Source organism: Lutibaculum baratangense AMV1 (assembly GCF_000496075.1).
Lineage (GTDB): Bacteria > Pseudomonadota > Alphaproteobacteria > Rhizobiales > Tepidamorphaceae > Lutibaculum > Lutibaculum baratangense.
Map to the genome: position 1 here is coordinate 179,170 of NZ_AWXZ01000040.1, position 14,469 is coordinate 193,638.

A 14,469-nucleotide genomic window follows, 5' to 3' on the forward strand; every position below is an offset into this window, starting at 1 on the left:
CATCGAAGGGATCCCGGGAAGGGCGGCCTCGCCGCGCCCGGCGACGCTATATGGCGCCGCGACGCCGCGCCACAGGCAACGGCGGACCTGCCTCGGCGTCCCCTTGACCATCGATAACCATCTGGTTATGGAAATTTCATAACCACAGAGTTGTCGATCGAATGGCCGCTACGGACGACGCGCTCTTCAAATCCCTGGCGGACCCGACGCGGAGAGCGATCTTCGAGCGGCTCTGCCGAGAGGGCGAGCTGACGGTATCGGCACTCACGAAGGGGGCCGGCGTCTCCCAACCCGCCGTGTCGAAGCACCTCGTCGCGCTGAAGCAGGCGGGGCTGGTGAGCGACCGCCCGCAGGGTCGCCAGACCCACTACAGCGCCCGGCCGGAGGGGCTGATGCCGCTGATCGACTGGACCGGCCGGATGACGGCGTTCTGGGAGAGGCGGTTCGACGATCTCGAAGACCTGCTCAGGAGGATGGACCAGTGACCGTTGCAGCGAGCCAGACCCGATCCGTCGTCGTCGAACGCGAGCTTCCGCACTCGCCCGAGCGGGTGTGGCGGGCGATCACGCAGCCGCAGTTGATGGAGGAGTGGCTGATGAAGGGCGACTTCTCCCCCGTCGTGGGCCACCGCTTCAGCTTTCGGGCCGAGTGGGGCACGATCGAAGGCGACGTTCTCGAGGTCGAGCCGACGAGAAGGCTCACCTACAGCTGGGGCGACCACGATCTGAAGACGGTCGTCTCCTGGACGCTGACGCCGACCGGCATCGGAACGCAGCTCCGCATGGAGCAGACGGGTTTCCGGTCCGACCAGCCGCGCTACTATGGTGGCGCGAAGGCCGGCTGGCCGCGCTTCCTCGAGGCGCTCGAGGAGGTGCTGTCCCGGAACTGGGAGTGAGGCGATGGCAGGAAGGTCCCGGAAGGCGCCCGCTGCCGGCGGCGCGCCGAAGCTGCTCTCCGGAGGCAACCCGCAGATCCCGAAGGGCGACGGCGACGAGCCGGTGCAGGCTTACATCGCCGCCATGCCGGGCTGGAAGCGCGATGTCGGGCACAGGCTCGACGCGCTCGTGGCGCGGACCGTGCCGGACGTGCGCAAGGCGGTGAAATGGAACTCGCCGCTTTACGGCGTCGAGGGGGGCGGCTTCTTCCTCGGCGTCCACTGCTTCACGAAATACGTGAAGCTCGCCTTCTTCCGCGGCGCCCGGTTGAGCCCGCCGCCGCCGGTGGGGTCGAAGGATCCGGATACGCGCTACCTACACATACACGAGAACGAGGAGATCGACGAGGAGCAGCTGGCGGACTGGCTGCGGCAGGCGTCCCAGCTGCCGGGATGGGTGCCGTAGCGCCGCCGGCACCCGACTACGCGTCCTGCACCGGAACCGCCGCGGCGGCCGCCATGTTCTCCTGAACGCGCGCGCGATGACGGTTGCCGCCGGCCCGGCGGCGCCTCCCGTCGGCGTCGGGCGCCGCGGCCGCATCGGGGATTGCCATGCACCACACGGGTCTTCGACGTCTCGTCTTTCCGGTCCTCGCGCTCATTCTCGTCGCGGCGGCCACGGTCGCGGCGGTCGCGCAGGAGGGCGAGGACGAGGAGCGCTCCCGCTTCGTGCGCTTCGTCGAGCGGCAGATCTCCACCCCCGACAGGCAGATCAGGCTCGGCGGCATCGAGGGCGCGCTGTCCTCCAATGTCAGGCTCGACAGCATCACGATCGCCGACCGCGACGGCGTGTGGCTGCGCATCGAGGGCGTGCACCTCGTCTGGAGCCGGAGCGCGCTCCTGCGCCGGCGCCTCGAGGTCGAGCGCCTCGAGGCCGACCGCATCGCCGTCGAACGCGCGCCGCGGGCCGCGGACGGGCCCTCGCAGCCGCTCGAGGAGCGGACCTTCGAGCTCCCCGAGTTTCCGCTGACCTTCGATGTCGGCGAGATCCGCGTGCCGCGCATCGAGATCGCCGCGGGCGTGGTCGCCGACCAGGCCTACGACCTCTCGCTCGCCGGCTCGGGACGGCTCGAGAGCGGCGCGCTCGACCTCGACGTCGCGGTGGAGCGCCTCGACGGCGCCGGCGAGCTGCAGATCGAGGCGGGTTTCGCGGAGGAGACGCGGGTCCTCGACCTGCATCTGCTCTTCTCCGAGCCTCGGGACGGGCTCGTCGCGAACCTCCTGAACCTTCAGGGACGCCCCGCCGTGACGCTGGAGGTGACCGGGTCCGCCCCGATCGACGACTTCACCGCCGACATCAGCCTGACCGCCGACGGCGAGGAGATCATCTCCGGCGACGCCGCGATCACGAGCCCCGCGCCGGGCAGCCACCGCCTCGCGGCCGACCTCGGCGGCAGCCTCGAGCGCCTCGTGCCGCCGGCCTATGCCGAGCTCGTCGACGAGGGCTCGCGGCTGACGATCGACGCGACCCGCGCCGCGGACGGCTCGATCGCGATCGCCGGGGCGACGCTGCGCTCGGGCGTGGCGGTGGTCGAGGTGTCGGGCGAGCTCGCCCCCGACGGCGTGCCGACCGCCCTCGACGTCACCGGCAGCCTCGGCACCGCCGAAGGGACCCCCGTCACGCTTCCCGTCGGCGAGGGCCCCTCAACCGTGAACGCCGCGCGGCTCGAGGCGAGCCTCGGCGGGGAGGGGGGAGGCTGGACGGCGGAGCTCGCGCTCGACGCGCTGGCGACGCCGGCGCTGTCGATCGGGCGCCTGACGATCGCAGGCGGCGGGACGGCGGCCGAGATGGCCGACCCGGAGGCGCGGAGCCTGACCTTCGACGTCACCGGCCGGGCGGAAGGCGTCGAGGCCGAGGGCCTGCCGGCCGCGATCGGCGCCGAGGTCGATCTTCGGGCGCAGGGCGCCTGGGGCGCCGGCCAGGGCTTCCGGGATCTCGACGCGACGCTTCAGGCGGGCGGCGGCCGGCTGAACGTCACGGGCGTGGCGGGCGAGGCGCTGGCGCTGTCGGGCGACTTCGAGGCGGTGCCGCTCGCGCTCCTCAACGCCGTGCAGCCGGATCTCGAAGCCGCGGGCATCCTGTCGGGCACGCTCGAGCTCGGCGGCACGAGGGAGGTGCCGATCGCGGTGTTTGACCTTCAGGGCCGCGGGGTCGCCGTGGCGCTGACGGAGCTCGTCGGGCTCGACCCCGTCGACATCGAGGCCGAGGGCCGCTTCGCCGACGAGACGCTGACGATCGACGCCGAGGCGCTCGTCGCCGGCCGCACGCTGAGCCTCGACGGCACGATCGGCGAGGCGCTCGACGTGACGCTCGGCATCGACGCGTTCCCGCTCGACATGGTCGAGGGCCTCGCGCCGGGGCTCGACCCGCAGGGCCGCATCTCGGCGGAGCTCCACGCGACGGGCACGCTCGCCGCGCCGCGGGCGAGTTTCGGCCTGAGCGGCGAGGGCGTGACGCTCGGCCTCCTGCAGGATCTGGGCCTGCCGCCGGTCGAGCTGACGGCCGAGGGCCGCTTCGAGGACGGGGCGGCCGAATTGACGCGGGCCGTGCTCGGCATCGGCTCCGGGCGGATCGAGATCGAGGGCGCGGTCGGCGAGATCGTCGACCTCCGGGCGAGGCTCGACGCGATCCCGCTCTCGATCGCGGGTGCCGCGCTGCCGGGCCTCGACCCCCAGGGCACGATCTCCGGCACGGCCGAGGTCGCGGGCTTCGTGCTCGATCCCGAGGCGGAGTTCGAGCTGACCGGCAGCGGGGTCACGCTCGCGCCCCTGTCCGAGGCGGGCGTGCCGCCGGGCGAGCTCTCGATCTCCGGCGCCTATGCCGCGGGCGCGGCGTCGCTGTCGCAAGGCATGTTCGAGATCGCCGGCGGCCGGCTCGACCTCCAGGGCGAGGTCTGGCCGGCGCTCGACGTGGCGGCGACGCTCGACGCGCTGCCGCTCTCGCTCGCGCGGGGCTTTTCGCCGGCGCTCGACGTCGACGGCACCGTCTCGGGCCGCGCGGAGGCGACGGGATCGCCCTTCGAGCCGCAGGCGGAGTTCGACCTCCAGGCGTCGGGCATCACGAACGCGGGGCTCGCGCAAGCCGGCATCGAGGCGGCGAGCCTCAGGGCGCGCGGCAGCCACGGGCAGGGCACGACGACGCTCGAGGAGATTTTGCTCGAGGCGGGCGAGGGAAGGATCGAGGCGCGCGCCGCGCTGGGCGACGAGATCGACCTTCACGCGACGCTTTCGGCCTTCCCGGCCGCCGCGATACGCGCCGTGCGGCCCGACCTGCCGCTCACCGGCACGCTCTCGGGCACGCTCACGGCCTCCGGCCCGACCGGCGACCCCGTGCTCGACTTCGAGCTCACCGGCAGCGCCATAAGCGGCCTCGGCGCCGGCGCGGAGGCGCGCTGAGGGGAGGGGGCTTCAGGCCAGCCGTTCGAGCTCCGCCTCGAAGGCGAGCCGATACTGCGCCGCTTCCTCCTCGGGCAGCGCGAGCGACATCTGCGGGAAGAGCTTGCGGTAGAGCCGCTGCCGCTCGGCATCCCACGGCATCGTGCTCGCGCCCCGCGCCTCCTCGAGAATCCGCCCGAGCTTCCGCCGCACCCGCACAGGGTCGGCGCGATAGACCACCGGTGCCGAGGGAAAGAGGTCGTCCTGCGCCTGGAAGAGGTCGAGCTGGGGCTTGGTCATTCCGCTGCTTCCTCTGCTCGTGCGAATCAGCCTCAATGATCGGCGTCGTCGGCTAGGTCTTCACCGTCGTGCTTCCGCAACTTGGCAAGAGTCGCCACGCCCGCTAACAACATAGCATGAGCAGTAAACCCGTCGTACAGCGCGCCCCCTTTATTTGGAGAAGCTACGCAGTCAAGCCCTCGTCCAAGCGGCTGCTGATAAACTTCGTTGTTTCGGCGCTAGCCGCTCGCGGCTGTACCATCTTTCATGTTAGCTCGGAGCGTCTTGCGCCATTTTACATCGTGTTTGAAACTAGAGGTGGCCAGCGCAAGGGAGTGTTGGTGTACGCCTTCCTTGCTAACCAGAAGGTGACTGGCGGTAGGCCTGAAGATGAGCATAGATTCCAAATAAAATATGGGGGTGATCTCTCTGGTTCGCTCGATGTTGGGATTGACCCCACAGGCTTGATTACGACTATCATGATCGGCATCGATCCAGATCGGGACCTGTTCGTCGCGGTTGATCCGCGCATGAACACGCCAGCCCCCATGTCGCGCTCCGTCGAATTCAAGGCTCGTCACGTTGAGCGCATCAAAGATGTAGGGTGGTGTGCGTGGGAGAGGGTCCGCCGTCCGGCGAAGTCGAAAGGGCGTCGGGCTTACCAACTGGATGACGATGCGCGCATCGAGGTCGTGATAGGCGCTCAAAAGCAGCGCCTCCTCGATCTTATTGCTTTCGAGCAGATCGCTGCCGGCCTTGATCCCGGCGAGCGTCATCTACTAGCCGATCAGGTCTTCGCCCAAAAGTGCGACGCCCCCGATGAAGCGCTTCCGCACGACCTTCTCAAGGAGTTGGATGTTCCGCCGGATGCGTTGTTCGACCTGATTGAAGGCGCGAGCCGGCTGAAGATGGCCGTGCGGGGCTGGGTTGCGGAGTCTCACCTGGAGAGGTGGCTACGTGGCTTGCAGGGCGTGACAGAATGCCAGCGGCAAGACATCGAGGGAGCGCCGGATATCACGCTCCGGTGGAAAGGCGGTCCACCTTTCCAAATCGAATGCAAAAACACGCTTCGGCAGCCTTATGCGGATGGGATGCCGAAGGTGGATTTTCAACGCACGAGGGCCTCGAAAGGAGACCCCTGCTCGCGCTACTATGCCCCCGGCGACTTTCCGGTGTTGGCAGCTTGCCTGCATGCGGTTACAGCGAAGTGGGAGTTCCGCTTCGCCCTCACTCTCGAACTGCCACCGCACAAGAAATGCAAGGGCCGTATCGCAAACATGGTGCGCGTGGCAGAGCCAACGTTCACCTCCGACCCCAGTATTTTGTTCGACAAATGTTCTCAATCGCATTAGCCTTGTACGGGATGCCTCAGCATCGGGGGTCGACGTGGCTTTGAAAGCAATTTCGCTCTTCACGGGCGTTGGAGGTCTTGATTATGGGTTCGAGGCCGCCGGCTTCGGAACCGAGGTGGCGCTCGATATCGATCCCGTGGCCTGCCACACGCTGAGACTGAACCGCCCTTGGCGCGTGCTTGAGAAGCCCATCAAGGAAACCACGGCGGAGGAGTTGCTAGACGAGTCTCGACTTCTCCCGCGGCAAGCGGATGTCCTCATCGGAGGGCCACCCTGTCAGCCGTTCTCCAAGTCGGGATATTGGGCACGAGGCTCTGCCTCACGAATGGAGGATCCTCGTGCGGAGACGCTTCAAGGGTATCTGGACATTCTTGAAGGGACGCTGCCGAGGGTCTTTCTGATAGAGAACGTGCCTGGCCTGAACTACCGAGGTAAGAATGAGGGCTTCGAGGCCATCCAACGTGGCATTGACGCCATTAACGAGAGACGGGGCACAAGCTACAGGATATCTGTTGCAGCCCTGAATGCCGCTTCGTATGGGGTGCCTCAGCTGCGAGAGCGGGTGTTCATCGTCGGGTCTCGCGAAGGGGCGAAGTTCAGATTTCCAAGGCCGACTCACAGGCTTCCCTTCCGACCGGATTCCGATCAGGGGTTGGAACCCTGCAGAACTGTTTGGGACGCGATCGGTGATCTGCCCTCGGCGTTGAACGATGCGGAACTCGGTATGAGAGGGAAGTGGGCAGATCTCCTGCCAACAATTCCCGAGGGCCAAAACTACCTGTGGCACACTGATCGAGGAGGCGGCCTTCCGCTTTTTGGGTGGCGTCGTCGATACTGGAGCTTTCTGCTGAAGCTGTCGAAGTCGCTTCCATCATGGACCATTCAGGCGCAGCCGGGACCAGCGACGGGTCCGTTTCATTGGTCCAACCGCAAGCTTTCGGCGGTAGAGCTTGGACGAATTCAGACGTTTCCCGATGGCCTGACCTATGATTGCCGTCACGCCGACGTACAGCGGCTTGTTGGCAATGCTGTTCCATCTGCCCTCGGCGAATTGCTGGCACGCGAGATAAGTTACCAATTGCTTGGTTGCGCGAAGATTGTCGCGCCTTTGTCGCTGATCCCGATGAAGCGTGGTGACATACCCGAGCCCGAGCCCATTGCACCTCTGCCAGCGAAGTACGCCTCAATGGTCGGGGAGCATGAAGATCATCCGGGGACCGGTAAGGGCTATCGGGCAACTGGATGGGCTGCTGCCGCAGTGACTGGGTAGTGCAAAGACGCGAGCGTGTAGTTCCTCAGGCCCCACCGCCGACATCAACGGGCGTCAGCGCGGTCATGCGCGGAAACAAGCGCTCGAACACAAAGCCCGAGATGATCGTGCGTTCGCTCTTGCACGCGGCAGGCTACCGCTATCGCCTCCACGCATCCGATCTTCCAGGCAGACCGGACATCGTCTTCCGATCACGAAAGAAGGTGATCTTTGTGCATGGGTGCTTTTGGCACCAGCATCCGGAACAGCACTGCCGTCTGCGAAAGCCCCCGAGGACGAATACGAGCTATTGGGGCCCTAAGCTCACTCGTAACGTGCAGAGAGATGTGGCGAACCAGATGGCGTTGGCTTCGAGGGAGTATGCAGTGCTTGTCATATGGGAGTGCGAGCTTCGATACCCCGTGCTCCTGCGGTCAAAGCTCGAGACGTTTCTCGGGCCCCCGCGGCGTGCCTAGACTAGCTTGTGCGGGCTGCCCCGCCTCACATCAGCATCGGCCAGAGCGAGAGGACCAGCAGCGCGCCCATGGTGCGGTTGAACCATTTGAGGCGGGTGGGCTGTGCGAGCCAGGTCTTCAGCGCGGCGCCGAAGCCCGTCCAGGTCGTGACGCTGACGAGGGTGACGAGGGTGAACACGACGACCATCACCGTGACGCTTCGCGCGTAGCGGGCGGGATCGGTGTAGGCGGCCGTCGCGGCGATCGCCATCGTCAGGCCCTTCGGGTTCACCCACTGGAAGGCCGCCGCCTGCAGGAAGCTCATCGGCGCGCCGGCGCGCTTCGCCTCGCCCATCGAGCGCGACAGCGCGATCTTCCAGGCGAGCCACAGGAGATAGGCGCCGCCCAGGATTTTCACCGCGATCTGCAGCGCCGGCACCTCGCGGAAGATCGCGCCGAGCCCCAGCGCCACGACGAGCATCAGGAGCGCGAAGCCCCAGGTGATGCCCATCATGTGCGGGATCGTGCGGGTGAAGCCGAAATTCACCCCCGAGGTGACGAGCATCAGGTTGTTCGGCCCCGGCGTCATCGCGCCCGCGAAGGCGAAGAGCGTGACGGCGAGGATCAGGTGCGCGTCCATCTCGGATGCCTGCGGGGTTAGATCACGATGATGTCTGGTCGAACCGACCAGACATCATGAACGTGATCGATTCCAGGTTTGGAGCGGGATGCGGGCGGAAAACCGGTTCCCACTTTTCCTCATCCCGCTCTACAGCGCCTGGGGCCCGCGCTGCAGCGCCGCGAGGCCGGTGCGGGCGACCTCGACGAGGCCGAGCGGCTTCATGATGGCGACGAACTCCTCGATCTTCGTCGCGCGGCCGGTGATCTCGAAGACGAGGTGGTTCGTCGTCGCGTCGACGACGCTCGCCTTGTAGGCGTCCGCGAGCCGCAGCGCCTCGACGCGGTTCTCGCCGCGGCCGGAGACCTTGACGAGGGCGAGCTCGCGCTCGAGCGGGCGGTTCGTCAGGGTGAGGTCGACGACCCGGTGCACCGGCACGATGCGCTCGAGCTGCGCGCGGATCTGCTCGATGACGGCCGGCGTGCCGGTGGTGACGATCGTGATGCGCGAGAGGTGCTTCTCGTGCTCCGTCTCCGAGACGGTGAGGGAATCGATATTGTAGCCCCGGCCCGAGAACAGGCCGATGACGCGGGCGAGCACGCCCGGCTCGTTGTCGACCAGCACGGAGAGCGTGTGCTGGGCGGTCTGGTCTGCGTCGTGCGTCATCGTGGTCCTCGTCTTCCCCGTGCCTTGTCGTCTTTTCAGAGTGCCGGCCGCAAATTCTCGATCGGCTGCTCGTCCACCTCGTCGTGGGCGAGCACCCAGGTCTCCCGAAGCGCGGCCTCGCGCCAGGCCTTAAACGCCGGCAGCGCCATGACGGCCGCCATGTAGTCGCGCACGACCTCGTAGGTAGGCTCGTAGGTAGCCCCGTCATTTTGCGTGACCACGCTGTAGGTATGAAAGCGCGTGACGACCGGCGCGAACATCGCATCGGCGGCAGAAAACCCGCCGAAAAGGAACTCTCCACCCGATCCGAACCGCTCCCGGGTGGTTTTCCAGATCTCCAAGACCCGTTTCACGTCGCCGGTCACGTCGTCTGGATGGACCTTCGCCGAGTACCGTTTTCCGAGGTTCATCGGCATCGCGCGCCGGAGCGCCTGGAAGCCCGAGTGCATCTCCGCCGAGATCGCGCGCGCATGCGCCCGCGCGGCCCGGTCCTCCGGCCAGAGCCTCGCCTCGGGGAAGCGTTCGGCCAGGTATTCGAGAATCGCCAGCGAATCCCACACCCTCACGTCGCCGTCCTTCAGCGCCGGCACCTTTCCGGCGGGGGAATGCTCGAGAATCCGCGCCTTCGTGTCCGGCTGGTCGAGCGGCACCATCACCTCCTCGAAGGGGATGCCGTGATGCTTCAGCGTGAGCCAGGGCCTGAGCGACCAGGAGGAATAGCACTTGTTGCCGATGACGAGGGTGAGCATGCGGGTGATCCCGTGCGGGAGATGTGTAGCTACGCCGTCGTGATTAGTCCCCCGGCGCGGCCGCGTCGAGGGGGATGGGGCGGGGTGCCCCGTGTGGCCCTGGATCCCAGCTTTCGCTGGGATGAGCGGCTGGGGGGAGGGCGGTGCCCCTCGCCCCACTCCCCGCGGGAGGCGGGAGAAGGGCGACGCCCTTCCCGTGTCGCCCCTGGACCCTGAAACAAGTTCAGGGTGACACCGAGTGTGTGGCGAGGCCTTGCCACACGCGTGCCCCGGCCCCGAGCCGGGGCCCAGGGCCGGGTGGCACGAGCTCCCCGCATGGCCCCTGGGCCCCGGGTCAAGCCCGGGGCACGCGCTGCGGCTTACACGAGCATCTTGCCGGCCTCGTCGATCGCCTGCGAGATCTCCTCCTCCTCGATGTCGGCGGCAAGCAGCATCTCGTTGTGGGCCTTGCCCGAGGGGATCATCGGGAAGCAGTTGGCGAGCGAGGCGACGCGGCAGTCGAAGATGACGGGGCCGGGCGTGTCGATCATCTCCTGGATCTTGTCGTCGAGCTCGCCGGGCTTCTGGCAGAAGATCCCCTTCGCGCCATAGGCTTCGGCGAGCTTCACGAAGTCGGGCAGCGCCTCGCTGTAGCTGTGCGACAGGCGGTTGCCGTGCAGAAGCTGCTGCCACTGGCGGACCATGCCCATATACTGGTTGTTCATGATGAAGATCTTGACCGGCAGGTTGTGCTGAACCGCCGTCGACATCTCCTGCATGTTCATCAAGACCGAGGCATCGCCCGCCACGCAGACGACGAGGGCGTCCGGGTGCGCGACCTGCACGCCCATCGCGGCCGGCAGGCCGTAGCCCATCGTGCCGAGGCCGCCCGAGGTCATCCAGCGGTTCGGCTCCTCGAAGCCGTAATATTGCGCGGCCCACATCTGGTGCTGGCCGACCTCGGTCGTGATGTAGGAATCGCGGCCCTTCGTCAGCTCGTAGAGCCGCTCGACCGCGTATTGCGGCATGATCACGTCGTCGTTCGGCTTGTAGCCGAGGCACCTCTTGCCGCGCCACGCCTCGATCTGGCGCCACCAGGTGGCGAGCGCCTCGGTCTCGGTGCGGCCGCCCTCGGCCTTCCACGCCGCCATGATCTCGGTGAGGACGGCGTTCACGTCGCCGATGATCGGCACGTCGACCTTCACGTTCTTGTTGATCTGCGAGGGGTCGATGTCGATGTGGATCTTCTTCGAGCCCGGCGAGAACGCGTCGAGCCGCCCGGTGATGCGGTCGTCGAAGCGGGCGCCGACGCAGATCATCACGTCGCAATCATGCATGGCGAGGTTCGCCTCGTAGGTGCCGTGCATGCCGAGCATCCCGAGCCACTGCCGGTCGGACGCCGGGTACGCGCCGAGGCCCATCAGCGTCGACGTGACGGGAAAGCCCGTGGCGCGGGCGAGCGCGCGCAGCGTCTCGCTCGCCTCGGGGCCCGAGTTGATGACGCCGCCGCCGGTGTAGAAGACCGGCCGCTTCGCCCCCGCGATCAGCCGCGCGGCCTCCTCGACGCCCGAACGCTCGGGCTTGATCCTCGGCTGGTAGGTCTTGTGCTGCACGTTCTCGGGGCCCGAATAGCGGCCGAGCGAGAGCTGCACGTCCTTCGGGATGTCGACGAGGACGGGGCCGGGCCTGCCGGAGCGGGCGACGTAGAACGCCTCGTGCAGGATGCGCGGCAGATCCTTCACGTCCTTCACGAGCCAGTTGTGCTTCGTGCAGGGGCGCGTGATGCCGACCGTGTCGCATTCCTGGAAGGCGTCGTTGCCGATCAGGTGCGTCGCGACCTGGCCCGAGATGCAGACGAGGGGGATACTATCCATCAGCGCGTCGGTCAGGCCGGTCACGGCATTGGTGGCGCCGGGGCCGGAGGTGACGAGGACGACGCCGACCTCGCCGGTCGAGCGGGCATAGCCCTCGGCGGCGTGCGTCGCGCCCTGCTCGTGGCGCACGAGGATGTGGCCGACCTCCTCCTGCTGGAAGAGCGCGTCGTAGATCGGCAGCACCGCGCCGCCCGGATATCCGAACACGCGGCTGACGCCCTGGTCGACGAGAGCCCGGATCAGGATCTCGGCGCCGGTCATCTCCTCGTCCATGGGGGTCGTCGGCTGGTGCGGTTTCATGGCTTGCTCGCTTCGGGGCTTGTCGTCGTCGGGTCTGTGCTTCGAAATTTCAGGCAATAAAAAAGGGCCTCGTCGGGCCCTCGGGTGCGCACCATCGTTCGGAGAGGTCTCTATGCCCCTCCGCCCATGGCGCGCCAGCTTACGAGAATGAGAGTGCGGGCCACGAGGGCCTCCGTGTCGAATATACCGTGGCGCGGAGAGTAGGCCGGGGAGGGGCGGGCGTCAAGGGCTAGCAAGAGAACGCGACGTGTGGAACAATACAAGAACATTCAGATCCCTCCGATAGATGGTCATCGGGGGAGGAGAATCGGGTTAAGTGGGACGAGTCACTCGGGAGCTTGATAATGAAAGTCGCGGGGCTCTTCGCGGGCATCGGTGGTATGGAGCTCGGCTTGGGACGGTCTGGGCACCACGCCACCGTGCTGTGCGAGATCTGGGATCCTGCGAAAGCGGTGCTGCGTCGGCATTTCCCTGAGGCCCGGCTCGAATCCGACGTCACTCGGTTGCGCTCTCTACCGGACGACGTCGAGCTGATCGCGGCCGGCTTTCCCTGTCAGGACCTGAGTCAAGCCGGGCTGACGGCCGGCATCGAAGGCGCGCGTTCGTCCCTCGTCGGGCAGGTGTTCAGGCTGATCGACGAGCGACGCGTGCCTTGGGTGGTTCTGGAGAACGTCTCGTTCATGCTGCATCTTCGTCGCGGGCAGGCGCTCGAGATGATCGTGCGCGCCTTGGAAGAGCGCGGCTATCGCTGGGCCTACCGCGTCGTCAATTCGCTGGCCTTCCTGCCGCAACGCCGGGAGCGGGTATATCTCGTCGCGACCACGACCGACGTGGACCCGGCAGACGTTCTCTTGGCCGACGATGTTCAGGCGCCGGACATGGCCACGAGCCTCGAGCGGCATGCTCACGGGTTCTATTGGACGGAGGGAGTGCGGGGCCTGGGGTGGGCTCCCAACGCCGTTCCGACCCTGAAGAACGGCTCCACCGTCGGCATCGCCTCGCCGCCGGCCATTCTTCTTCCTTCCGGCGAGATCGTGACGCCTCATATCGGCGACGCGGAGCGGCTCCAGGGGTTCGCTACAGGATGGACCGCGGCCGCCGAGGCGGTGGGGCGTCCTTCGCTTCGATGGTCTCTCGTCGGGAACGCGGTGAGCGTGCCGGTGGCGGAGTGGCTCGGTGGTCGTCTCATGGAACCGGGAGACTATGATGCCGCGCACGACAGACCGCTCGACCCGGCCAAGAGCTGGCCGAGAGCGGCACGCTTCGATGGTGTCCGCAGGGTAGGGGTCGACGTCGGCGCCTTTCCGTCGTGGCGCAATCGCCCGCACCTCCACGATTTTCTGCAGCATCCCGGTAAGCCATTGTCCGCCCGAGCGACGCGGGGATTCTTGGGGCGCACACAGCGGAGCACCTTGCGCTTTCCCGCCGGCTTCCTAGATCGCGTGCATGCCCACTGGCTTCGGGTCGAGGACTTTCGCTCTTCCCCGTCCGAAAGAGTCTCCGTTTACGCCGCCGAATGACGCTCCCTCTCGAGACAGACGCAGCACGCAGCGCCCTGATGGGGCGAGTGCGGCAGAGGGGGACCAAACCTGAACTGCGGGTGGCGGCTATACTTCGGAGCATGGGGGCGCACTACCGGCTCAACGCGCGCGGATTGCCCGGATCACCTGATTTCTCGAACCGGCGTCGGCGCTGGGCCGTCTTTGTTCACGGCTGCTACTGGCATCACCACACTGACTGCAAGCGCGCCACGATTCCCACGCGGAACCGTGAGTTCTGGCTGGAAAAATTCCACGCCAATCGGGCACGCGACGCCAAGGCTCTCAGGGCGCTGCGCCGAAGTGGGTTTCGGGTGGCGGTGGTCTGGGAGTGTGAACTGTCGGATCCGTCGCTCGTGGAAGCGAAGCTGTCAAAGATCCTTGAACCGCGTCGAGTAGATGTGCCCTAGGCGGTCTATCATCGAGGCGTAGTGGAAGATGTCTCCTGGCTGCGGTGCGGGTTCTTTCTCGAATAATTCTACAGGCGTTCCATCATTGACGCACCTGACGACCGAGATGGCGAGGGCGTCATAGCCGACATCGCCCGTACGCGATCTGCGTGGTAGCTGCCTGACTTTCTCGACGGCGAGGGCGGCGTATCGCGGCTGCGGATCGCTGCTCCACTCTGGGTCTGTCGCTCGGTTCTTCTTGTTCAGGTCAGGGCTCAAGTAGCGTTCCGCGATATTGGCCATGAAGAAGCCGGCGGCGATGGCCTGGTCGCTCGCGCCGTGTACGGTCGCATGTGAGGAGTTGAGTTCGTCGTAAAGGCGCGGCAACGCGCGTTGATGAGCCGTCATGCAGGCCTTCGCCTCGAGCGCCATCAGAAGCCCTCCGACTGCGGAGCTGTTGAGCGTCGGAAGTTCGGCCAGCACTTCCCTCTCTGCCGGGACGAGTGCGATCGCGTACCGCTCGGCCATGGTTTCGAGTGAGAGCCGGTTCTTCCGCGGCGCTTCGCCCGCCGCCGGTGTACACAAGACGAGATCGAGATCCTTCTTTCGATCGTGAACGAAGTCGCGGATCTCGTGGTTTATCCCGAACGTCACCTTGCCGGATTCGACATGCGTCCGAAGCAACGTGCAGGTTCGGAGTAGATCGAAAAT

At 66.6% G+C, this 14,469-nt stretch carries 15 protein-coding genes; 9 read left to right on the plus strand and 6 right to left on the minus strand.

Features of this window, described 5'->3' with window-relative positions; all coding sequences use genetic code 11:
* Positions 1 to 161: 161 nt before the first annotated feature.
* The 4 genes from N177_RS18600 (at position 162) to N177_RS18615 (ending at position 4,330) form a co-directional block, all read left to right on the plus strand.
* Positions 162 to 485, plus strand: a complete 324-nt coding sequence (locus N177_RS18600; protein WP_023433963.1) for an ArsR/SmtB family transcription factor — start codon at positions 162 to 164, stop codon at positions 483 to 485.
* A complete protein-coding gene (locus N177_RS18605) occupies positions 482 to 895 on the plus strand; it encodes an SRPBCC family protein (RefSeq protein WP_023433964.1) in 414 nt (137 codons plus the stop codon). The genes N177_RS18600 and N177_RS18605 overlap by 4 nt, the downstream gene beginning before the upstream one ends.
* 4 nt (positions 896 to 899) lie before the next feature.
* Positions 900 to 1,340 carry a DUF1801 domain-containing protein gene (locus N177_RS18610; protein ID WP_023433965.1) on the plus strand — a complete coding sequence of 147 codons (441 nt, stop codon included), beginning with the start codon at positions 900 to 902 and terminating at the stop codon, positions 1,338 to 1,340.
* A gap of 146 nt (positions 1,341 to 1,486) precedes the next feature.
* Complete coding sequence (locus tag N177_RS18615; RefSeq protein WP_023433967.1) at positions 1,487 to 4,330, plus strand: translocation/assembly module TamB domain-containing protein; 2,844 nt, start codon at positions 1,487 to 1,489, stop codon at positions 4,328 to 4,330.
* Between the two features lie 12 nt (positions 4,331 to 4,342).
* On the opposite strand, the gene N177_RS18620 is transcribed toward N177_RS18615, so the two are convergent.
* On the minus strand, positions 4,343 to 4,609 hold the full coding sequence (locus tag N177_RS18620; protein ID WP_023433968.1) for a hypothetical protein: 267 nt from the start codon (positions 4,607 to 4,609) through the stop codon (positions 4,343 to 4,345).
* A 320-nt stretch (positions 4,610 to 4,929) separates the two neighbouring features.
* On the opposite strand from N177_RS18620, the gene N177_RS21930 reads away from it, so the two are divergent.
* From N177_RS21930 to N177_RS21175, 3 genes are all read left to right on the plus strand, one after another.
* The gene (locus N177_RS21930; protein ID WP_200863433.1) at positions 4,930 to 5,940 is read left to right on the plus strand and encodes a hypothetical protein; all 1,011 of its coding nucleotides are present in this window, start codon (positions 4,930 to 4,932) and stop codon (positions 5,938 to 5,940) included.
* Positions 5,941 to 5,974: 34 nt separating this feature from the next.
* Entirely contained in the window at positions 5,975 to 7,210 is a 1,236-nt protein-coding gene (locus N177_RS21170; protein WP_200863434.1) for a DNA cytosine methyltransferase, read from the plus strand.
* Between the two features lie 65 nt (positions 7,211 to 7,275).
* Positions 7,276 to 7,665 (plus strand): very short patch repair endonuclease, encoded by a 390-nt coding sequence (locus tag N177_RS21175; protein WP_081718675.1) that lies wholly within the window; start codon positions 7,276 to 7,278, stop codon positions 7,663 to 7,665.
* A gap of 25 nt (positions 7,666 to 7,690) precedes the next feature.
* On the opposite strand, the gene N177_RS18630 is transcribed toward N177_RS21175, so the two are convergent.
* The 4 genes from N177_RS18630 to N177_RS18645 form a co-directional block, all read right to left on the minus strand.
* Positions 7,691 to 8,284: a LysE family translocator gene (locus N177_RS18630; RefSeq protein ID WP_023433971.1), complete on the minus strand. Its 594-nt coding sequence runs from the start codon at positions 8,282 to 8,284 to the stop codon at positions 7,691 to 7,693.
* A 129-nt stretch (positions 8,285 to 8,413) separates the two neighbouring features.
* On the minus strand, positions 8,414 to 8,929 hold the full coding sequence (ilvN, locus tag N177_RS18635; protein WP_023433972.1) for an acetolactate synthase small subunit: 516 nt from the start codon (positions 8,927 to 8,929) through the stop codon (positions 8,414 to 8,416).
* A 35-nt stretch (positions 8,930 to 8,964) separates the two neighbouring features.
* Positions 8,965 to 9,678 carry a glutathione S-transferase family protein gene (locus tag N177_RS18640; protein WP_023433973.1) on the minus strand — a complete coding sequence of 238 codons (714 nt, stop codon included), beginning with the start codon at positions 9,676 to 9,678 and terminating at the stop codon, positions 8,965 to 8,967.
* Positions 9,679 to 10,037: 359 nt separating this feature from the next.
* Positions 10,038 to 11,804 (minus strand): acetolactate synthase 3 large subunit, encoded by a 1,767-nt coding sequence (locus N177_RS18645; protein WP_023433974.1) that lies wholly within the window; start codon positions 11,802 to 11,804, stop codon positions 10,038 to 10,040.
* 371 nt (positions 11,805 to 12,175) lie between these two features.
* On the opposite strand from N177_RS18645, the gene N177_RS18650 reads away from it, so the two are divergent.
* Together N177_RS18650 and N177_RS21180 are read left to right on the plus strand one after the other, a co-directional pair.
* Positions 12,176 to 13,351, plus strand: a complete 1,176-nt coding sequence (locus N177_RS18650; RefSeq protein ID WP_023433975.1) for a DNA cytosine methyltransferase — start codon at positions 12,176 to 12,178, stop codon at positions 13,349 to 13,351.
* Entirely contained in the window at positions 13,348 to 13,779 is a 432-nt protein-coding gene (locus N177_RS21180) for a very short patch repair endonuclease (RefSeq protein WP_081718677.1), read from the plus strand. Before N177_RS18650 ends, N177_RS21180 begins: the two co-directional genes overlap by 4 nt.
* Here N177_RS21180 and N177_RS18655 read toward each other — a convergent pair.
* Positions 13,741 to 14,412 carry a hypothetical protein gene (locus N177_RS18655; RefSeq protein ID WP_160170946.1) on the minus strand — a complete coding sequence of 224 codons (672 nt, stop codon included), beginning with the start codon at positions 14,410 to 14,412 and terminating at the stop codon, positions 13,741 to 13,743. The genes N177_RS21180 and N177_RS18655 overlap by 39 nt on opposite strands.
* Positions 14,413 to 14,469: the final 57 nt, after the last annotated feature.